General features: G+C 37.4%; 19 protein-coding genes, 2 tRNA genes and 1 other annotated feature. Of the genes, 4 read left to right on the top strand and 17 right to left on the bottom strand.

Features of this window, described 5'->3' with window-relative positions:
* The 3 genes from BLP58_RS05745 to BLP58_RS05735 form a co-directional block, all read left to right on the top strand.
* Window positions 1–299 (top strand): hypothetical protein (locus BLP58_RS05745; RefSeq protein WP_074484253.1); only part of this gene is annotated, 299 nt, incomplete at its 5' end.
* 140 nt (window positions 300–439) lie between these two features.
* Window positions 440–513 (top strand) — tRNA-Arg (locus tag BLP58_RS05740).
* Between the two features lie 8 nt (window positions 514–521).
* A tRNA-Pro gene (locus BLP58_RS05735) sits at window positions 522–595 on the top strand.
* Between the two features lie 100 nt (window positions 596–695).
* Here BLP58_RS05735 and BLP58_RS05730 read toward each other — a convergent pair.
* The gene (locus tag BLP58_RS05730; protein WP_013855065.1) at window positions 696–1,754 is read right to left on the bottom strand and encodes a DUF871 domain-containing protein; all 1,059 of its coding nucleotides are present in this window, start codon (window positions 1,752–1,754) and stop codon (window positions 696–698) included.
* Window positions 1,755–1,876: 122 nt separating this feature from the next.
* Window positions 1,877–2,122, top strand: a binding site (T-box leader).
* A 71-nt stretch (window positions 2,123–2,193) separates the two neighbouring features.
* Here BLP58_RS05730 and asnA point away from each other — a divergent pair.
* A complete protein-coding gene (gene asnA, locus BLP58_RS05725) occupies window positions 2,194–3,207 on the top strand; it encodes an aspartate--ammonia ligase (RefSeq protein WP_013855064.1) in 1,014 nt (337 codons plus the stop codon).
* 44 nt (window positions 3,208–3,251) lie between these two features.
* Here asnA and BLP58_RS05720 read toward each other — a convergent pair whose 3' ends face one another.
* From BLP58_RS05720 to BLP58_RS05645, 16 genes are all read right to left on the bottom strand, one after another.
* Window positions 3,252–4,646, bottom strand: coding sequence for an APC family permease (locus BLP58_RS05720; RefSeq protein ID WP_056956885.1), 1,395 nt, complete (start codon window positions 4,644–4,646; stop codon window positions 3,252–3,254).
* A 16-nt stretch (window positions 4,647–4,662) separates the two neighbouring features.
* A complete protein-coding gene (locus BLP58_RS05715) occupies window positions 4,663–5,391 on the bottom strand; it encodes a gamma-glutamyl-gamma-aminobutyrate hydrolase family protein (protein WP_013855062.1) in 729 nt (242 codons plus the stop codon).
* A gap of 149 nt (window positions 5,392–5,540) precedes the next feature.
* Window positions 5,541–5,912, bottom strand: a complete 372-nt coding sequence (locus BLP58_RS05710; protein WP_013855061.1) for a PTS glucitol/sorbitol transporter subunit IIA — start codon at window positions 5,910–5,912, stop codon at window positions 5,541–5,543.
* A gap of 16 nt (window positions 5,913–5,928) precedes the next feature.
* Window positions 5,929–6,942, bottom strand: a complete 1,014-nt coding sequence (gene srlE / locus BLP58_RS05705) for a PTS glucitol/sorbitol transporter subunit IIB (protein ID WP_013855060.1) — start codon at window positions 6,940–6,942, stop codon at window positions 5,929–5,931.
* Between the two features lie 15 nt (window positions 6,943–6,957).
* The gene (srlA, locus tag BLP58_RS05700) at window positions 6,958–7,509 is read right to left on the bottom strand and encodes a PTS glucitol/sorbitol transporter subunit IIC (protein ID WP_013855059.1); all 552 of its coding nucleotides are present in this window, start codon (window positions 7,507–7,509) and stop codon (window positions 6,958–6,960) included.
* 3 nt (window positions 7,510–7,512) lie between these two features.
* The gene (locus tag BLP58_RS05695; RefSeq protein ID WP_013855058.1) at window positions 7,513–8,025 is read right to left on the bottom strand and encodes a transcriptional regulator GutM; all 513 of its coding nucleotides are present in this window, start codon (window positions 8,023–8,025) and stop codon (window positions 7,513–7,515) included.
* A gap of 1 nt (window position 8,026) precedes the next feature.
* On the bottom strand, window positions 8,027–8,455 hold the full coding sequence (locus tag BLP58_RS05690; protein ID WP_025084179.1) for a PTS sugar transporter subunit IIA: 429 nt from the start codon (window positions 8,453–8,455) through the stop codon (window positions 8,027–8,029).
* On the bottom strand, window positions 8,452–9,654 hold the full coding sequence (locus tag BLP58_RS05685) for a PRD domain-containing protein (RefSeq protein WP_025084180.1): 1,203 nt from the start codon (window positions 9,652–9,654) through the stop codon (window positions 8,452–8,454). Before BLP58_RS05685 ends, BLP58_RS05690 begins: the two co-directional genes overlap by 4 nt.
* A gap of 237 nt (window positions 9,655–9,891) precedes the next feature.
* Complete coding sequence (locus BLP58_RS05680) at window positions 9,892–10,692, bottom strand: SDR family oxidoreductase (protein WP_013855057.1); 801 nt, start codon at window positions 10,690–10,692, stop codon at window positions 9,892–9,894.
* 152 nt (window positions 10,693–10,844) lie between these two features.
* Window positions 10,845–11,954 carry a DUF8462 domain-containing protein gene (locus tag BLP58_RS05675; protein ID WP_013855056.1) on the bottom strand — a complete coding sequence of 370 codons (1,110 nt, stop codon included), beginning with the start codon at window positions 11,952–11,954 and terminating at the stop codon, window positions 10,845–10,847.
* Window positions 11,955–12,065: 111 nt separating this feature from the next.
* Entirely contained in the window at window positions 12,066–13,439 is a 1,374-nt protein-coding gene (locus tag BLP58_RS05670; protein WP_013855055.1) for an amino acid permease, read from the bottom strand.
* 77 nt (window positions 13,440–13,516) lie between these two features.
* Window positions 13,517–14,806, bottom strand: coding sequence for an amino acid permease (locus BLP58_RS05665; protein WP_013855054.1), 1,290 nt, complete (start codon window positions 14,804–14,806; stop codon window positions 13,517–13,519).
* A 163-nt stretch (window positions 14,807–14,969) separates the two neighbouring features.
* The gene (locus BLP58_RS05660) at window positions 14,970–15,704 is read right to left on the bottom strand and encodes a hypothetical protein (RefSeq protein ID WP_013855053.1); all 735 of its coding nucleotides are present in this window, start codon (window positions 15,702–15,704) and stop codon (window positions 14,970–14,972) included.
* 109 nt (window positions 15,705–15,813) lie between these two features.
* Window positions 15,814–17,934, bottom strand: a complete 2,121-nt coding sequence (locus BLP58_RS05655; protein ID WP_013855052.1) for an ATP-dependent Clp protease ATP-binding subunit — start codon at window positions 17,932–17,934, stop codon at window positions 15,814–15,816.
* Window positions 17,935–18,214: 280 nt separating this feature from the next.
* Window positions 18,215–19,132, bottom strand: a complete 918-nt coding sequence (locus BLP58_RS05650) for an alpha/beta hydrolase (protein ID WP_025084181.1) — start codon at window positions 19,130–19,132, stop codon at window positions 18,215–18,217.
* Entirely contained in the window at window positions 19,113–20,423 is a 1,311-nt protein-coding gene (locus BLP58_RS05645) for a PTS sugar transporter subunit IIC (protein WP_025084182.1), read from the bottom strand. The genes BLP58_RS05650 and BLP58_RS05645 overlap by 20 nt, the downstream gene beginning before the upstream one ends.
* Window positions 20,424–20,438 lie beyond the last annotated feature (15 nt).

Raw genomic sequence — 20,438 nt, 5'->3', positions numbered from 1 at the left:
CTTCAATGAGTTTGTTAGGTGTCAGCTCAGTTGCTCAAGCTGCTAGCTTCAACGCTCCAAAGCTTGGTGTTTCAGAAGTTGCTCCTGCTAACCCTTCAATCAAGAAAGGCAACAAGATCTTTGTTACTGTTAAGGATACTAAGAACCAAAAAGTTAGCGTTTTAAACGCTAACGGCAAGAAGACCAACAAGAAAGTTTCAATGGGTTCAACCTTCACTGCTAAGGCTGTTAAGAAGGCCAATGGCAAGAAGATCGTTAAGATCCAATGGTTGAACGTTAAAGACGTTGTCAAGGACTAATTCTTCTAGATCAATTTAAATTCAATTAACAATTCTTACATAATGAATATCATGAAGAAAGCGAGCTTAATGCTCGTCTTTTTTCTAAAAAATAATTGGGCATCACACGCTTTTGTGCTATACTAATTGAGTTGATAGATGCGCCCTTAGCGCAACTGGATAGAGTGTCTGACTACGAATCAGAAGGTTGAAGGTTCAAATCCTTCAGGGCGCACTTAAAAACGGGAAATGGCTCAGTTTGGTAGAGCACCTGGTTTGGGACCAGGGGGTCGCAGGTTCGAATCCTGTTTTCCCGATAATATATTTAAGCGATGGGTTTTAATTCCATCGCTTTTTTTGATATTTTCAACATAAAAAATACGAACTATTCCCTAGGAAATAGTTCGCGTCTTATTTCTACTTTTCTTTATTTGCTTTTCGAAAAATTACCCGTGTACTAGAGCCAATATGGTCTAATAAAGCTAAGTCATAATCTTTCACTTGTCCCAGTACATTAACTTTTTTATCACAAGGCAAATCACGCTTGGTAATTTCAATTTCACCTTCGTAGCGTTGATATAGACTATTATCAATCGTTACGCTGCCTTTAGGTCGAGCATAAATATTGTCCTGTGGTTCTGTAGATAGTACATGCTTCTTCCTGCTCTCCTGCAGTCTAACGACATCCCGGGCCACATCTGGTCTATTATGCCACTCATTTTCAAATAACTCAAGAATCTCAGTATCAAGATGCAGAGTAATGGCATCTTCCTTTTCATAATCTGTGATCGTCTCAATCGCATCCCGCGTTAATTGTGGATCACCGATAAAAACATGATCACAATCGTACTGTTGCAGCTCTAATATAGCAGCTAGTGGATTCTCATATCTCTGTTTTTCTAAAGTAGGCAGTCCAGCAAAAAGCGGACCACGCAATTTGCCATTCCCCGCAACAAAAGCGGCAGTCTTTAAGTCATATTGATGCAGCCACTTGTTACGCTTCTGCATCCAAGAAGCATCCAATCCAGTCTCGGGCCGCGGATAAAAATTATGCCCTGCCGTTAATCTATCAAAATTTGCATTGCTGTACTTTAGATTGTCAATATCCTCTTGTGTGATCGTGCTAGCATTAAGCACAATTGGCATTTCCTTAGAGAGCTTAGCGATCATCTCGATTGAAAAACCATCATCAACCCTCAAGCCAGTCAAATTCAGACTCTTGATCTGCTCCACGCTATTGACATTAATATCTAGTTTCTGCAGAATCTCTTCTGAGACATCTGCTCCAATTTTTAAATCTAACTTTTGACACCAATCAGTCAAGTTACTTAGCCGCTTCAAGATTGTTTCTCTATCTGTATCAGGTGCCTCAAGCTGCGTAAAGACGCACGCGAATCCACTATTTCGCATCGTCAGCAAATAATTATAATCTTCAGACGTTAATTCATGTCCGAGATAAACTGAAAATCCTAACATTTTTATCCTCTAAAATAGTTTAATTTCATTTATATCTATAACTAAAACGCTTTTCCATTTATCATAGCACAAATTTTTCTTGCTTTTTTGCGTAAAATAATGTTAAATACATATAAACAAATTAAAAAGCAATGAAAAAGACGAGTAAATAACCTATTTCTTTTCAGTGAATTAGCGTTAGTGCGAAGCTAATAGACCCTGGGTTATTGAACAACACTTTTAGCAGCTCACCGAACTAACAATTCTTATAGTAGGTTGAGACGTCTCCGGTACGTTACCACGCCGGTGGAGCATGATAGTGCTTCATGAGTAGGTCTAGATCTAGACAATATGGGTGGTACCGCGGAAAAGAGCCTTTCGTCCCTGGCAATTCAGGGAGTGAAGGGCTTTTTCTTTACTCTCAACTAAAAAAGAAATTATTTTTAGAAAGAAGATTATTATGGAACTTATTTTACCTAAAGATTATCATCCAACTCTAACTGTCCGCGACACTGAAGCAGCTATTGTCTATATCCGCGAAACCTTTCAAGATAAGCTGGCTTCTATTCTAGGCGTGCAAAGAATGTCTGCTCCAATGTTTGTCGAAAAAAGTACAGGTTTAAACGACAATTTGAATGGTGTTGAACGGCCCGTTGCCTTTGATATGAAGGCATTACCTAAGGAAGATACCATTGAGGTTGTTCACTCACTAGCTAAATGGAAACGGCTAGCATTGAAGAAATATGGTTTTGGCATGCACGAAGGTCTTTACACCAACATGAACGCTATCCGCCGCGACGAAGATCTAGACAACTTTCACTCCATCTACGTTGACCAATGGGACTGGGAAAAGGTCATCCGTAAGGAAGAACGCAATACCGATACTTTAGAAATCACCGTTAACAAAATTTTTAAGGCAATCAAAGAAACTGAAAAGCTAGCATCCGCGCGCTATCCTGGTTCTACTTACCGTCTAGGTGATCACGTTTCATTTATTACTACCCAAGAACTTGAAGACCGCTGGCCTGATCTTTCACCAGAAGAGCGTGAAAGCAAGATTGCTGAAGAAGAAAAGGCCGTCTTCATTATGAAGATCGGCGATAAATTAAAGCGTAGCGGCAAACCACATGACGGTCGTGCTCCTGATTACGATGACTGGCAATTAAACGGTGACTTGGTCTTCTGGTATGAACCATTACACCAAAAGATCGAACTTTCTTCCATGGGTATTCGAGTTAGTGAAGAAAGCTTGCGTGAACAACTGAAAAAAGCCCACTGCGAAGAACGGGCCAAGTTGCCATTCCACCAGATGCTTTTAAAGGGCGAATTGCCATACACGATCGGTGGCGGAATTGGCCAATCACGTTTGTGTATGCTTTTACTTGGTAAAGCTCATATCGGTGAAGTCCAAGCAAGTATCTGGCCAAAAGACATGGTTGAAAAATGTGAAGCTGACGATATTAGATTACTGTAATCAAAAAAGCGTTCTGAAACTAATCAGAATGCTTTATTTTTTATCTAATTTTTTCGTTCACTTCTAGAAATCCAAGCCATAATCAGTGGCAAAATTACGAAGCCAAAGATCATCATGGCGATGGCGTACCAGTTGACGTCAATGACTTGTCCGCTTGCATTCATCACACCAAATTGTGCTTTCCAGTTATACTCAATTAGCAAGAATACAACTACAATGATTGACAAAATTGGCGCAACGACATCCGTAACGACGTTTTTATCAGCTGGCAAAACATCTTCACTAGCCTTGCCGCGATAAAACTGAATGACAGCTAATGGTACTACGATAAAACCTAAAAATCTAACCATGGCACTCAAGGTAATCAGGTTAACCATATTGTATTCAAAGGCCATCGGAATTAAAATCGCCAAAGCAACTGAGATAAAGAATGTTCTAATCGGAAAATTATTTTTGGTTCTCTTGGTCAATGCTTTTGACATCTGTCCTTCACGGGCCATTGCCTCCAAGATACGTGGCGCATTAAAGCTAGAAGCAACATTGATCCCAAACATTGAAACCAAGGCACCGACTAAAATTATATCCCGTAAAATTTCATTGTTAAAAATTGCAGCTACAGCTACAACTTGCTTAGTAGTCATCAATGCCTTAGGATTAAGCACCATGGCTACCGCTACAACGCCGATATAAATCAGTGCAATAACCAAAATAGCCAATGGAATAGCACGCGGTAAATTCTTTTCCGGATCTTCCATATCTTCAGAACCTGAAGCTACAGATTCAAAACCAGTAAAGGCATAAAACGCTGAAACGATTGCCATTACGAAAGTGGTAGTAGTCAAAGTTGGCACAATCTTTTGTCCGTTTTGGGTAATTTGATCAACTTCAGCCATATGACTTGAAGCACCAGTGGTGATCAGCAATACTACACCAGCAACGATGATTAATACCAAGGCAGCCAATTTACCGATAGTAGCCAAGTTCATCACCCACTTTAAAACGCGTTGACCAAACAAGTTAATGATCGTGATAATTGCCATCAAGACTAAGAAACCAATCGTTACACTCATCGTTTTATTAGGGTCGCCACCAAAAATAGAAATAGTCGACTTGATAACCCCAACGGCCATTACACCCCAGGCAACACTAGCTGAGAAGTAACGCAACACGCCCATGTAAAAACCAACTTTTTTACCAAAAGCTGCCTTAGAATAAGCATATGCGGCACCAGACTTAGTAACATACTTTGATGCAGCCGCAAATGAAATTGCCAAAATAGATGCAAAAATGGCTGCGATTAAGTAAACAACTAAGGCCTTGGAACCTGCTTGCTGTACAACGCTACCTGGGGTCAAGAAAATTCCTGATCCGATAATCGCATTAATTGCCAGCAAGACAATTGACCAAAAGCCTAATTTATCTCCTGTTTTCTCATTCAATATTTAAAACTCTCCCCTATTTTGCATTATTAATTACAAACTTAAATAAATTGTTCATGAAAGCTACATCAGGATTACGATGCATCATCTCTGGATGCCATTGCACGGCGATAATATCGCCTTGCTTATTTTCTAATCCTTCAACTACGCCATCAGGAGCAGTTGCCACTGCTTTTAAGTCAGGCGCGACATCCTTAATTAACTGATGATGGAAGGAATTGACTCTAAACTCAGTCTTACCTAAAATTTCAGCCAACTTGCTATCAGGCTCAACCTTCATCCCATGTGTAGGCAAACTTGGCGTATGTCCCTGCATATGCTTTAAAGTTAAGCCTTTGCGGTATGACAAATCTTGGTAAAGCGTGCCACCATGCGCAACGTTGATGATCTGCGCACCGCGACAGATACCTAGCACTGGAATCCCTTTTTCTTCGGCTAATTTAAGCAGAAGCATATCGAAGTGATCACGCTCAGGCCAAGTGGCACCGATCTTTTGCAACGGTTCTTCGCCATAAAAATGTGGATCAACATCATGACCGCCTGATAAAATCAAGCCTTGAACATGATCGATCTGCTCTTTAATAACCTCGTCATTTTCCGTAAATGGAATGATATATGGCACTCCGCCATTTTGCACTACTGAATCAACATAGTCTTCATTCACATAGCTACGATGATAGCCAGGAAAAATCCCGCCATCGTCAATAATAACGGAACCCGAAATGCCAATAATTGGTTTAGTCATTCATATTCCTCCCTCTACTTACTTTTAGTATGTAGTTACTATTATAAATAAATTAGAATGAAACGTACAATCAAAAATACTTAGAGAGATGAAAAACACCAAGATCATTTTGATCTTGATGTCATTCTTGAGTATTAATATTGGAAATATTAGTATATTTCTACTTTAGTACCTACCTTGATTGTAGGAAATTCTCCTTTTTCTACATAAAGTGAGCCTGGCATGTCCGCTGTTGTTTCTCCAGTAAATTTCACAGCAGTATGACCAAGATTTCGTAGATTACGATTTACTTCATTACCTACAGCAGTAATCTTATATTGGGTTTCACCTATTTGAAGAGTCTGTCCCACTTCTATATCTTGCTTTAAATCATTTACTTCAATGATAAAACATGAAGATCGTAAAGCATCAGGTGCTTCATTGCCAAAGAAAATCAACATGTTTATTTCTTTAAATTGTTGAGCTTCTTTACCAATATCTACAACTTCCGTCTCATAAATTTTATTTTTTAGCGCATCCATTTAAATTTCCTTTCCGTTATTTACCACTGTAAAGACCAAAACTTGCAAGCCAAGCAATGAATACTCGTGGTACACCGTTTAAAAATCTTGAGTACAAAACAGAAGTTACACCAACTTCAACTGTTTTGGCATCAGCATCCATTAAGCCCAGTCCAACTGGAATAAAATCACACCCATTTTGAGTATTAATAGCAAACAAGGCTGGCAAAGCATATTGTGGTGGAATATTACCCTTACCAATTTCTACACCAATCAAAGTCCCAATAATCTGACCAATTACTCCTCCTGGTCCAAGTAATGGTGATAAGAATGGAAGTGAACAAATAAAGCCTAGAATCATTAAACCCCAAATATTGCCTGCAAGTGGTGTCATCAACTTAGCAAACCATTTACCAATTCCTGAAGCATTAATAATACCAATTAACAAAGATACAAAGGCCATAAATGGTAAAATAGTTTCGATAACAGTTTTAACTGATTTTTTAGCGGCTTGATTAAAGGTAGCAACTATTTTACCAACGCCAACACCGACTTTAGCTACCCAGCCACCACTTTTTTGTTGCGTAAGTGTCTTTTGAGTATCGATTTTTGTTGAAGTAGTTGATTTCTTATCTTGAATTTTACTCTCATTATTATCCGTCGTAGATGGGGCATCCCCGGATGATGAAGTAATTTGATCAACGTCTACTGCTGAAACATATAATTCAGGAGTAATAAAATCTGCAAGTGGACCGGATTTACCGGTAGGCAAAATGTTAATTGTCTTGATTTTCTTTTTAGGATAGATCCCACATCTTAATGTACCGCCACAATCAACGACAGCCACAGCTACTTCTTCATCAGGAATAGATGTTTTAAAACCATCCACTGCTTTCATACCTGTTAGCTTGCTTAACTTATCAATAATTGCAGGACGATTACCGCCGGTAACATATAAAATCTTATTCTTTTGGTCAGTAGGAGTAATCGTTATCGGACCACCCCAGCCGCCAGATCCGCGAACTACTTTCACGCTCTTCCATTTTGTCATAATAATTGCCTCCAATTACTTAGTTAAGTTGGTCTCTTTAGACAGCTTAATACCAGTAGTTTTACATACATATGCAGTCGTAAAATCAGTAATCCAACCACCAATAAAGTTCATAATTAAACCAACTAATAGATATCTAACTGCTAAGTCCATAGTATTCAAGCCTAATTTTTGAACACCTGCAGCTATCCCCATCCAAATAAAATATTCAGCGGGATTAATATGAGGAAAAACACCATTACTGGTATTACAAAATTGAGCACATGATGCATAATAGCTAGGTTTATAATACTCTGGCAAAAATTTTCCCATAGTATGAGCTAACGGATTGCCTAGCATAAATGCTGCCAAAAATGGTAAAATCATATATCTCATAATCGGATTGCTAGCTGATGCCTTAGCAAACTTGTTCATCTTTTTTTGACCAATTAATGCAATTAGTGCATTCATGAACACTAACATGATCAAAACCAAAGGAATAATTGTTGCTACCCAGTTAGCAAATTGTTTGCCACCAGCTTGAAATAACCCCATAAACCATGTGGCAAAATCAATTATATACTTCATAATTTACGCCTTCTTTACTAACGTTTTTACTTTATTACTAAACTTATTAAAGCCAATTATCGCCATATCTTTCCACATACTAAATACGGGAAGAGAAAAGAAATTATTGTTTTTATCCCAATCTGCTTGACTCATTTTTCCAGTCCGATAATTAATGAAATTACGATAAGCATTCAGAATACATTCTCTAGTTAATGGATCAAATTGCTGTAACTCATAATAAGAACTAGCTAAAATTGGCAGTGATTTATTTTCTAGTTTCTTAAAACGCTTAAATCTAGCAAAAACTGTCACGCCTTTCATTAGACTGGCATTTTGAATATAAGCATCTTGATCTATATTTAACAAAAGCAAACTGCCCGCATGAATCTTTTTAGGATTCTTACCAATTAATACTTTACCGTTTTTACTCATTCGCCTAAAAACTTTAACGAAATTTTGTAATTGCAGAAAGCCTAATATACTTTGTAAAAGAAAAACTAGGCCAATTAAAATTGAAATAAACCAAATATTCATCTTAAATTCCTTCTAGCATTTGAATGAAAGATCTTTCATTATTATACTTTTCCGCATTTTCTAAAAGAACCTGATTACGCACAATCATCGAAACAAAATCATATAATTCAGAAGTTGCTTTAACTAATGAACTATCTAAATTCTCAGGAATGCCTAATAACGCAATAAATCTTAATTTCGTCTTCTTGTAAACTACTCGTTTTTTAATAATTCCAAAACTAAGTAGAATCCGTTCCCTACCAGAATTATCAACTGCATGAGGAATCGCAATTCCATTTGAAATTACATTATTTGATTTCTTTTTTCTTTCTGTCCAACGTTGATAAAAGTCTAAGGTCAATTCATTATCTTTACTAAGCAATTCCACTAGTTCTTTAACAGATTTATAATAAGAATCTTCATTGAGATCATATCTTACAACCTTAATCATACCCTGGGTAATATATTTTGAATTAAAGAAATAGTAACTACCGCTGTAAATCTTTCCCTCTTAAACAACAAATTAGGATTAATTACAGGAATATTTTTATAAACAAATGGCATTTTTGAAATTACAAATAAGTAATCACCATTGTCTTTAAGCAAATCTTGTCTTTGATTAAAAACTACTATTTTTGCTTTAGGCAAGTTCTTTTTTATTATTTTAGCTAAATAATCATTAGCCGAATTACGAAGATCTTTTATAATTGCAATTTTTTCAGCAAAATTTATCTTTTCTGTATTCAATTCAGTAATATATTGCTGGAAGTACAGTACTAAGTAATTAATTTCGCCTAAGCTGACCTTGACATGATATTTAGTTTCAATTATTTGTGCTAAACTAAGTGCAAATTCAAAAGCAACAGGATATTTTTCAGCAGTTTCTTCAGGTAAAGTTTCATTAATCTTTTTCCTTAAGATACAGCGGTTAATTAAAAATAAAATATGCCATTTTATCTTGTAATACACTGTATCTGTATTAAGACCGTAGTTGATCACGCTTTTCTTCAAACTACTATAAACTAATTTGCGGTTTTCATTAAACAACTGATCAACTTTCGTTTCATTGGTATAGATATTTTTATCTAAATTCAGAGGCGATAACAGAAACATAATTTCTGTTGAGGTTAGACCCAAGAAATGAACTTCTAACCATGAAACCAATGCCTGAATCTCCACGTTTTCTTTATTCCACAAAGGCTCAAAAAATGGCATTTTATCTTCTACCTGACCATGACAATTTCTAATCTTTTCAAGCACAAGAATATTTAATATAATTTCCTTTAATTTAGTCTTATCTGTAAACTTCTTATCTAAAGAAGCATATATTGTTTTGAAACGATCTGAATCAATGTAGTTTCGCTTTAAAGTCATAATATTTCTCAGCAAAAGCAAAATCATGGCTTCATTTTTAAAACAAATTTTGATACCTTTTCCTTGCTTGCCAATGACCTTAGCTGAATACAATTGAAGATAATTTTCTTTACTAGCTATACTTTTACTAATAGAACGCCTATCAAGCGCCAGCTGATCTGCTAAGTCATCAATAGAGATATAATCTGTCTGCTTGATCAATTCATAAATAATGCAAATTGATTTTTCCTCTGGATCATCAATATCAAGCCCACTTTTTAAATACTTATATTGCATTTGATAAAAAACGTTGTAATTACAAATAGATAAACTATAAGAATTACCACGTTTAATTATTGATGCGATATTTTTAAGAATTTGAGATAGATTCTTTATTCTATTTTCAATGGTTCATCTGCTTACATTTTGCAAATAGGCTAATTCATCAATAGTTGTAGGCCCATTTTCCAGCAATATTCTAATAATTTTATATAAATCGCTGTTCATATCCTAGGCCTCCAATCTTTGATAATTTTATCCTCTTGATTTACCACCTGCTACATTGATAGTGACACCTGTAATGTAGCTTGCTCTTTCAGAAAGTAAATATGATACTAAATCCGCAACTTCGTATAAATGACCGCTTCTGCCCATTGGCGTAGTCGTTGTACTCTTATAACCCGCGCGAAGCTGATCAACTGTAATATTCCTAGTATAAGCCAGAGCATTTTCATAGCTTGGTGTTCTTAAACCTGTAGCTTCCATGATACCAGGAGCTACACCAGCTACTCTCACATTAAACTTACCTAATTCTTTAGCCCATGAACGAGTAAAGCCATTAATAGCACCCTTAGTAGCTGAGTAAATACTCTGTCCCTGAGAACCCTCAAGTCCTGCTTCACTTGACATATTGACAATTACACCATGTTTTTGACTAACTAAATGGCGACCTACTGCTTGAGACATTAACATTACGCTTTTAACATTAACTGCAAACATCTTAGCCCAATCTTGCTCAGTCATCTCATATTGACTTTCTGGCTTTTTATCATCGACTAACAATCTTGGCAAGTTAATTCCAGCATTATTAACTACACCATCAATTCTTCCTAATTCAGAAATTGTAGATTCAACTGTAGTTTCAACATCTTTTCTGTTAGTAACATCTGTATGGCAGAAAGTTAAGTTTTCATTTGCTTCCTTAGGCTCATTCAAGTCAGCATCCACAACTTTAGCACCGTGTCCTAAAAGTTCCTTAACAATTGCTGCACCAATACCAGATGAACCACCTGTTACAATATAAACTTTGTCTTCTAAATTTAACCAATCGTTCATTTTAAATACCTCTTTTCGCTTGATTCATTTTCTATCTTAATGAATGCGGTTACATTACTTAATAGCATGTTTTTCGAACCAGTTTGAAAAAGATGTATCTAATAACAAACAAAAAGTACTACCTAACAAATTAAATGACAGTACTTAAATTTTTACTCTAAGCCTTGTTCAAAGCGATACTGCTGCAATACGTATTCTTTGAAAAACGGTAAGGTAAAGGCAACTTCACCATAATTAGTAGATTTGATGACCTGATCATCTAACAGCCGTCGACGATAATTTGCAACAAAGTTACTCGGGCGATTTAATCTTTCACGAATTTTTTTGATTGAAACACGATGTTGGGAACTCTGAGCCATCGCCAAAACAAACTTTTTATCTTGTAGCGACAAGCTACTAAATATTTTAGTATAAGCATTCTGATCAAGTTCAACTAGATATTCCAGCTTAATCTCGTCTAACAAATCTTGATCAACCGTCTTGCTTTTTTGGGCAACGTTCCAAACTAAGTAGCCCAGCAGTTGAAATCCATATGCATATCCCATTGTCATTAATGCCATTTTACTAAGAGTATCTTCCGTCACTTGAAAACCAGAACGCTTAAAAACGTTGTTATAACTGATTTCAATTTGCGATAGATTTAAGGCTGACAAAGCTATTCTTTTTCCACGTAATAAGAAAGTCATTACGTCTTCATTTTGCAATTCAGAAATATTCTCAGGAAGGCCGGTCATCATTAAGGCAACAGGATAATCCTCTCTATTTAGGATCTGATAATAAGCTACAAAATTCTTTAATTCGGTATTAGATTTAGCCTCATCTAACGTGATCAAAACTTTAATCCCTTTTTCTCTTAATTTAGTAAACATATTAGTCAGAATCCCTTGATAAGTAGAAAGAGTGGGTTTACTTAGATCAGCGCTTAATTGTAATCCAACTGCAGAAAAACTAAGTCCACGAATGGATTCAAATGTTTTTTGTAAGTCTGAACTAGCTTTCATGTATAAATCGTCTACTAAAGTAGCCATTAGATTTGATCCCATTGCTAGATTAACAACCAACCAGTCTGGCGCTTGCTTCACTTTTCTGCCAACTTCTGTTAAAAAAGTGGTTTTACCTACCCCTCGCATTCCGTAAACTATAGAAACTTTATAAGGACTGTTAGGATTATTTAACTCTTCAACTACTTCATTAATTAGTTGACCACGATTCAAAAAGATCGTTGGAATTCTCCTAAAACTCGGATTAAACGGATTGTTCATTCTGCCACCTACTTGCTAAGATACATTTGTTCCATCTTATCATTTTTATGTATCTCTATGTATCTTATCCCACTAAAAAAGCAGCAAAGCTACTAACTTCACTGCCTAATTTTAATTTTTCCTGCCGTGCTTAATCACATAAGAGAGTGCCGCAATAATTAATACTGCTGCACCAACTGCTACGGAAATACGCGTTTCCGGGTTAATGAACATAAAAATGACGATCAGTACTAACATGATCAATGCAAAATAATTGGAATAAGGATAAAGCGGCAATTTGAAGGGATGCTTCTTCATTAGATCGAGATTCTTTTTCCTAAAGCGTAATTCCGCTAGCAAAATTACGAACCACGCTACCATCCCTGGCAAAACGGATGAACTATAAACGATTACAAAAATATTGCCAAGTGATTTACTAAAGAATTGCAACAGCACATTTAACATAAAGCCAATAAAAATACCCGAAGTAATTCCGATAATTGCATGACTAGGAACGATACGCTTAGAAACATAGCTAAAAGTCTTTGGTGCATATTCTTCGTGCGCCATTTTATACAGCATTCGACTAGATGAATAAATACCTGAATTTGCCCCAGACAAGGCGGCTGTCAAAACGACAAAGTTAATTACCGAAGCGGCAGCAGTAATTCCTACCTTGGCAAAAGTCGTTACAAATGGAGAACCAATATTGCCTAGTTGATCCCACGGATAAATTGTCACGATTACGAAAATTGCCCCAACATAGAAGATTAAAATTCGCCATAATACAGACTTAACGCTTTTCACAATTGCCTTGTGCGGATCTGCTACTTCACCAGCAGAAATACCAATTAACTCAATCCCTTGATAAGAACCAACAATAATCGCCATGGAGAATAAAAAGCCTTTAATGCCGCCGGTAAAGAAGCCGCCGTGACTCCACAAATTAGAAAAGCCTACCGGATGACCACCATTGCCAAAGCCAAACAGAATTACCATGAAGCCCAAGATGATCATCAAAATGATAGTAACCACTTTAATCATGGCAAACCAAAATTCCAATGTTGCATAAGCTTTCGCACTAGCTAAATTGGCTACTAATAAAAACAGAATAATTATTACCCCGGCAATCCAGTCAGAAGTACCTTTCCACCAGAAGCGAAGATATTCTGTCGTGGCTACCACTTCAGAAATACCAACCACAATATACTGAAAGACGTTCGCCCATTCAGCTAAATAGCCAGCAATCGGATGAACATGTTCTGTAGCGTAATCCGCAAAGGAGCCAGTACCTGGATCGACATACAGCATCTCGCCTAATGCCCGCATTACGATATACAAAATCACGCCGACAAAAATATAGGCCAATAATACTGATGGTCCTGTCCATTTAATTGTGGAGCCGGCCCCCATGAATAAACCAACTCCGATCGCTCCTCCAAGCGAGATCATTTCCATTTGTCCAGCCGTCATCGAACGTTTTAATTCAGGTGCCTTTTTCACCATACACAACTCCCTTTCTTTTGTATTTGTAAAAAATTCCCCTGGAAATAATTTAATTTTCCTCTAATTATTATACATAATTATGCTTTTCGTACAAAACTGTAGCTAATTGCTAAAACTACTACAAATAAAATTGAAATGATTAATGCTAACTGGGTTGTAGGAATAAAGAATAGTAACGCCAACACAGCTAAATAAAAGATAATCGTTACCCAGCTAGTTACAGGATAACCAGGCATTCTAAACTTGCCTAAACTAGCTTTATTCTGATTGCGATAAACAATATGCGCCCACATAATCATGAGCCAAACAATCACAAAACAGATCGTCGAAACAGTTGACACTACAGCAAAAATACTAGCTGGCATGACATAATTGAGAATTACAACGACAAATAAAATTAATGATGAAGTCGTCAGCGCATTCAATGGAATTGCTTTTTTAGTCAAACTGCTTAGCTTCTTAGGAGCATGACCATTGCGGGCTAAAGAATAAAGTGACCGACTAGTTGAAAAGATCGCACTATTGGTTGCTGACATTGCGGCAGTCAGAACAACGAAGTTCAAGATTCCAGCAGCGGCCGTTACGCCAATTCCCATAAAGACCTGCACAAATGGACTCGAGGTCGTCTTGATTTCATTCCACGGATAGACTGACATGATTGCCAACATTGAGCCGACATAGAACAGACCGATTCTTACTGGCAATGTGTTGATCGCCTTGGGAATGTCCTGTTCTGGATTGGCTGTTTCACTAGCTGTTTGACCAACAATCTCCACGCCTACGAAGGCAAAGACTACCATCTGGAAGGAGAGCAGGAATCCCCACCAGCCAGTTGGAAAGAAGCCACCGTGATTAACCAAATTAGTTAGCGAAACATTCCCACCTTTAACTGGAGTATGTAACACAATCATCACAGCGCCGGTAATGCTCAAAGCCACAATTGCGATAACTTTGATCATTGAAAACCAACTTTCCAATTCACCAAACAAACCTACATTAACGGTGTTAATCAAAAGGAGCAGTACAATAATCGCCAATGGTCCGACCCATTGTGGCAACCACGGAAACCAGTAGCGTAAATAAATACCAGTAGCAGTCAAGTCAGCCATCGCTAGTGTTAACCAGCAAGCCCAATAAGTCCAACCCGCAACAAACTCAGCTCGCTTGCCCAAATACTTCTTAATTGCTTCAAGAAAGGAACGACTCTCTGGATCAGCCAAGATCAGTTCGCCTAATGCTCGCATCATGAAGAAGGTGATAATTCCGACAATTAAATAGGACAAAATGATCGACGGACCTGCGCTATGAATTGCTGAGCCGGAACCTAAGAACAGTCCTGTACCAATCGCTCCACCGATCGCAATCATGGTCACATGGCGGCTTTTCAATCCACGTTTTAGTCTTGGCTTCTCACTATCGCATTCACATCTTTCCCCTTTAAGAAAAAAGCGTCTATTTCGGTAATGAAACAGACGCTCCATCAAAATTACTTTTGACTTGCATTATAACGGCAACTTACTTTTTGTGCAATTATTTTTTGCTTTTAATTCGATTATTTAGATAAGCTGTAAAAATCAAAATTGCAATTGCAATCAAAATGAAGGCAATCACGCTTAAAGTTGGCATCCCAAAAAGAGGCATACAAGCTAAAATTTCAATAATCATCAATATTGTAGTAATCCAAACCACTTTACCGCGATAGAATTTTAACCAATTAATCACAGCGTATGCAATATCTAAAATCGCTAGAACTAAGATCCCATATACTAACGCATATTGACCCCATTGGGGCAAGTACCAAATCATCGCGCCACTGATCTCCAACATTAGAATTAACATAATAGCAATAATATCAACTTCAAAGCTTAAAATAATCCGCATGAAAACAAGCAACAAATCCAAATTGTCATGTCGCGTGTTTAAATTAAAGTAGATTAAGCCTAAAATTCCTGGGGCAGCCAGTAAGACTATTATCAGAGAATGAAACATCTCTGCTTGATAAACACCCAGCGGAATTCCTGCTATTGCCTGGGCAATTGTCAAAATCACCGTCACTACAAATGAAGCCGTCATTATTACTTGCAGCCAGCCTTGTTTTTGCTGCAGCCATAGAGTTAAGGCAATAAGAAAATATAGAATTCCATAAATTGTCGCAATTACTGCTTCTCGACCTGGCCATTGCGTTACAAAGCAAAAAACGCCAGCAGCTAAGGCTAAGATCGTCAAAATTATTTTGATAATTAAATCAATTGTTTTTCTATCCATGTTCCTAATCTTTTTACTCGAATCGTATTAGTTAGATTATACAAGAAATCATGTATGTAAAAAAGGATATTCCCTGGGGAATATCCTTCAAACACAGACTAACTAAAAATTAGTCTTCTTTTTTATCTTCAGTTTTAGCTTCGTCTTTCTTAACCTTTTCTTCAATCTTTGGAGAAATATCATATATTGCTTCACCGTTTAAGTACAAGTGCTTGTCATCAGCAGTGAATTCAATCTTCTTAGTATCCGGCTTGCTCAAGATCAACTTAGCAGCTGGTGTCTCAAGATTTTGTTCCACCACTCTTCTTAATGGCCGAGCACCGAATTTCTTGTCGTAACCCTTTTCTGCTAAGAATTTCTTAGCTTCATCTGATACTTCAACCGTAATATCCTTCTTAGCAAGAACATGAGTCATCTTCTTTAAGTAGATGTCGATGATCTTGCCCATGTCTTTTTCAGTAAGTGAGTTGAATGGAACAATTGCATCAAGACGGTTCAAGAATTCAGGTCTGAAGTAATTTTCAAGAGCTGAGATCAACTTGTCTTGGTCAACCTTGCCGTCCTTCAACAACTTGTCTGAGAAGCCAGCATTAGAAGTCATGATCAAGATCGTGTCCTTGAATGAAACGGTTCTGCCTTGTGCGTCAGTCAAACGACCATCATCCATGATTTGGAGAAGTGCGTTGAAGACTTGTGGGTTAGCCTTTTCAATTTCGTCGAACAAAATCAATGAGTATGGTTCATGACGAACTTTTTCAGTTAATTGACCGCCTTCACCGTAGCCTACATAGCCTGGTGCAGAACCAATCAACTTGTTGACTGCCATTTCATCTTGATATTCACTCATGTCCAAACGGATTAAGTGATCCTTGCTGCCAAATAATTGAATAGCCAATTGCTTAGCAAGTTCAGTCTTACCAACACCAGTAGGACCAGTGAGCAAGAATGAACCAGTTGGACGATCATTGTCCTTGAAGACTTGCTTACGAGCAATAGCATCAGTAATGACATCAATTGCCTTGTCTTGGTCAATGACGTTTTGCTTTAATTTCTTAGCCAAATCAATATTCTTTTGCGCTTCGTCAGCGTGGAGTTCACTCATTGGAATCTTGGTCTTTTGCTCAATAATTGCGTAGATGTCCTTCTCAGTTACTTCTGGAGTATTCTTGGTGTCTACGTTCTTTAGTTGTGCTTCAAGTTCAGCAATCTTCTTCTTGATGTCAGCTGCCTTGTCGTAGTCTTCTGCCTTAGCAGCTTCAGACTTCTTAGCTTCAAGAGCATTAATTTGGTTCCTCAAGCTCTTTTCATCAGTTGGTTGTACAAGCAAAGCCTTCTTAGCACCAGCTTCATCCATCAAGTCGATGGCCTTGTCTGGTAAGTAACGGCCTTGGATATATCTTTCTGATAATTCAACAGCTAACTTCAGACTGTCGTCACTGTATTTTACGTGGTGGTAGTCTTCATACTTCTTCTTCAAACCTTCCAAGATCTTCACAGCTACCTTAGTAGTTGGTTCTGGAACTTGAACAGGTTGAAATCTACGTGATAAAGCTGGGTCTTTTTCAATTCTTTGGTATTCACTAGTAGTAGTAGCACCAATTAGCTTCAAGTCACCACTAGCAAGAGCTGGCTTCAAGATATTGGCTGCATCACCATTGTTGTTTTCAGAATCTGTTGAACCTGCACCTACAATGTTGTGCAATTCATCGATGAACAAAATAATGTTTGGATCGCTCTTAGCCTTGTCGATGACTTTCTTTAATCTCTCTTCAAAGCTACCACGAAGGCTAGAACCAGCAACCATGTCATTAATGTTAATTGAAATAATGTGCATGTTAGCCATCTTAGCTGGTACATTACCTGAAGCAATTCTTTCAGCTAAGCCTTCTACAATAGAAGTCTTACCAACACCAGCTGGCCCAATCAAGACAGGATTGTTCTTCTTACGTCTTGATAAAATCTCAATTACATTATCAATCTGTTCATCACGACCGATTACTGGATCGAAATGATTATGCTTAGCTTCTTCAACTAAGTCTACGCCAATTGTTTTTTCATTAGTTTGGTTAGGATTCTGTTGAATAGTCTGTGGAGTGGCACCCATATTGCTTGAGTAGTTCACTGGAATTGAGCCACCGTTGCTGGCTCTTCTGTTGCCAAAGTCATCGTTAAAGAATGAGCTGTTCAATTCGTTAAATAAGTTATCAAAATCATTGTCAAAGTATGCCATATTCGCAACACTCCTTATGTCAAATTTAGATCATTAGCACTCAATAGCTTTGAGTGCTAGCTCTTTACATTTATAAGTATAGCAGGTTATCCACAAAAAGCAATAGAAAAGCTAAAAGCTTTCCACATTTATTTTGATTTTTGTGATTAATAAGCAAAAAAGTGCCAAACATGTTGATATATCAACACATCTAGCACTTCACAAAATATAAAGAATTTCTTAAGATCACTATGAAAATTAGTTTTTTATCGTCTTATTATCAAAGTTTTCCACAATAATACTAATTTTGATCCTTTCTACCATTATTCTTATCTTTATTTTGATTTGCTTGATTTGGATTATTTTTAGGTTTCACAGGATTGACCAAATGCTGTTCAATTACCTGAACAACCTGCTCATTTTGAGGCAAATCTGAGTGATCTGCTTCTTCACCCGTTACGGTCATTGCAGTGAAGTTTTTAACCCGGTTTTGAAAGATATATTTGCCGGCAGCTACACTGGCCTCAGGCACAATTCCATCTGATTCATAGTTCTTACCACCAGATAATGAATAGACAACCAAATCTTTCGGAATCCTATTCCTATCTTTGATAAAGTCTTCCAACATCTGCGTTCTATGACTAGCATTGCCTTCACTAAAATTATATGGCGTACCTGCCGTCATCAGTCGCTTCATCGTGATTTCATCGGAATACGTTGAATAATAATGCTCTAGCCAGTAGGTCCAGATCAAGCCACCATTTGAATGACCAAAAGCCTTGAAATTATTAAATCTATAATTCTGTGTCAAATCGTAAAAAGCCTGATCTAGCCAGCCTGCCTGCTTCTTGATATTGCTGTAGCCGTCTTTATTGTTTTGGAAACCTACTATAATAAAAGGCTCATTATCGTTTTTATCAATTGAACCAGAATAAGACAATACCCCTTTAGTCGAAACGTTAATCTTCAATACGCTGTGCTTAGTTGGCGTATCACGGTTTAGTTGGTTGACTAATTCATTGAAACGCTCGGTTGTTGCACTTGAGCCAGGAACCATAATTACTGGCGACAAGATAGACTTCTGCCGCTGAGCCCGCATCCGGTTGCCTTCCTTCATCCAGCTATAACCTGGAATAGCCAGCAGAATAATCAATGCTATTACAATGAGTAGCCACTTTAAGTTGGGATTTTTACCTAAATTACTTTGCTTTTTGCTCATATTCTTTCAGTCTCTTCTCAATCTTTTGTCCCAGCATGGTAGTTGGAACAAGCAATACAATATCAAAAATAAATAATAAGATAGAAAATACTAAATTCATCCAATTTCCGTTAGAGCCGAAAAACGAAATCAAAATTCCTGGAGTCCCCTTTAACACAGGATAAACGCAAGGCGGAATAAGATGAATGGCAATTGCACCAGCCGCAAGTAACACATTGATTAGAGGAATAATTAGCATCGATAAAAAGAAAACCGGATTCAAAATGATCGGCATCCCAATCATAAAGCCCCACGTCGAATTAAAGGCCGCTGGTAAAAGGTTTGCTTTAGCAATATTCTCACTTTCTTTAGAGTTTTTATTTGCTAATAAAATCAAGACGATTAAGGCCAGAACCAAGCTCGCACCACCCATTGCACCATAGGGATAAACTAGCGAGCTAACTAAGAATCTATGTGGTACATTCCAAGCACTGCCATGCCTTAATGCATAATTCAAATTAGCAGTTGCTGCAGCACCTGAAGCTGCGTTAGAGATTGATGATAAGGGGTAGCCAATACCAATCCAGCTTAATATCATTACCACCAACAATAAAGCTAAGATTTCCAGCAAATTATTTGAACCTTGCACCTGGGCAACCAAGGTCTTGAAAGTGTCAGAATTAATAATTTTGATTTGAAACTCATAGATTATAATGCCTAATACCATCCCGCATCCAAGTGAAACTGACATTGGCAAAAACGAATTCCATGCTCGCTGCCGAATACGCTCGGTGTGTTCAAAAGAAATAGGTTGATGATCCTTACCTAGCCAATGAAAAATCTGCCCCACAACATAACCAATTAAAATAGCTAAAAGCAGTGCATTAATCTTTAAAATACTGGATGAAAACGGTGACCGATCTCCTGCACTGTTTGCTACATTATTTGCATACGCGCAGAACATAATGACAATCACCGCGGTCATGCCGGCTAAAGTTGAGTCCTTTTTATATAATCTTGCGGTATAACGAGCTGCAAAATATGCAGCATACATACCAAACAAGCCAAAGGTTACCCGCACAAAACCATTACTAATAAAAGCTCCAGCATACCAAAGATGATCCGACATTGTTTCATCAAAGCTAAAGATATTATAGATGAAGCTATCTGGTGAAAAAACTGCATCCCGCAATAACTTAAAGTAGGAACCAACAATGGCAATCGGCATTAGCATCATCAATGTACGCTGAATTATTCTAAAAATCGATAGCCTTCTAACGCGAAGGACAAAACCTACTACTTTATCTCCCATGGTGTTTTCCTTTAC

The organism is Lactobacillus kefiranofaciens (assembly GCF_900103655.1).
Classification (GTDB): domain Bacteria; phylum Bacillota; class Bacilli; order Lactobacillales; family Lactobacillaceae; genus Lactobacillus; species Lactobacillus kefiranofaciens.
The sequence above is the reverse complement of the archived record's forward strand: the minus strand, read 5'-3'. Positions and strand labels throughout refer to the sequence as shown.

Bases quoted from the DNA above. Each gene is read 5' to 3' on its own strand.
- BLP58_RS05685 (WP_025084180.1), bottom strand. From the start codon at position 9,654: ATGCAATATAAGTATTTAAAAAGTGGGCTTGATATTGATGATCCAGAG.
- srlA (WP_013855059.1), bottom strand. From the start codon at position 7,509: ATGAAGTATATAATTGATTTTGCCACATGGTTTATGGGGTTATTTCAA.
- BLP58_RS05645 (WP_025084182.1), bottom strand. From the start codon at position 20,423: ATGGGAGATAAAGTAGTAGGTTTTGTCCTTCGCGTTAGAAGGCTATCG.
- BLP58_RS05660 (WP_013855053.1), bottom strand. From the start codon at position 15,704: ATGGATAGAAAAACAATTGATTTAATTATCAAAATAATTTTGACGATC.
- BLP58_RS05690 (WP_025084179.1), bottom strand. From the start codon at position 8,455: ATGATTAAGGTTGTAAGATATGATCTCAATGAAGATTCTTATTATAAA.
- BLP58_RS05675 (WP_013855056.1), bottom strand. From the start codon at position 11,954: ATGAACAATCCGTTTAATCCGAGTTTTAGGAGAATTCCAACGATCTTT.
- asnA (WP_013855064.1), top strand. From the start codon at position 2,194: ATGGAACTTATTTTACCTAAAGATTATCATCCAACTCTAACTGTCCGC.
- BLP58_RS05670 (WP_013855055.1), bottom strand. From the start codon at position 13,439: ATGGTGAAAAAGGCACCTGAATTAAAACGTTCGATGACGGCTGGACAA.
- BLP58_RS05695 (WP_013855058.1), bottom strand. From the start codon at position 8,025: ATGAATATTTGGTTTATTTCAATTTTAATTGGCCTAGTTTTTCTTTTA.
- BLP58_RS05665 (WP_013855054.1), bottom strand. From the start codon at position 14,806: ATGATTGCGATCGGTGGAGCGATTGGTACAGGACTGTTCTTAGGTTCC.
- srlE (WP_013855060.1), bottom strand. From the start codon at position 6,942: ATGACAAAATGGAAGAGCGTGAAAGTAGTTCGCGGATCTGGCGGCTGG.
- BLP58_RS05715 (WP_013855062.1), bottom strand. From the start codon at position 5,391: ATGACTAAACCAATTATTGGCATTTCGGGTTCCGTTATTATTGACGAT.
- BLP58_RS05710 (WP_013855061.1), bottom strand. From the start codon at position 5,912: ATGGATGCGCTAAAAAATAAAATTTATGAGACGGAAGTTGTAGATATT.
- BLP58_RS05655 (WP_013855052.1), bottom strand. From the start codon at position 17,934: ATGGCATACTTTGACAATGATTTTGATAACTTATTTAACGAATTGAAC.
- BLP58_RS05650 (WP_025084181.1), bottom strand. From the start codon at position 19,132: ATGAGCAAAAAGCAAAGTAATTTAGGTAAAAATCCCAACTTAAAGTGG.
- BLP58_RS05680 (WP_013855057.1), bottom strand. From the start codon at position 10,692: ATGAACGATTGGTTAAATTTAGAAGACAAAGTTTATATTGTAACAGGT.
- BLP58_RS05730 (WP_013855065.1), bottom strand. From the start codon at position 1,754: ATGTTAGGATTTTCAGTTTATCTCGGACATGAATTAACGTCTGAAGAT.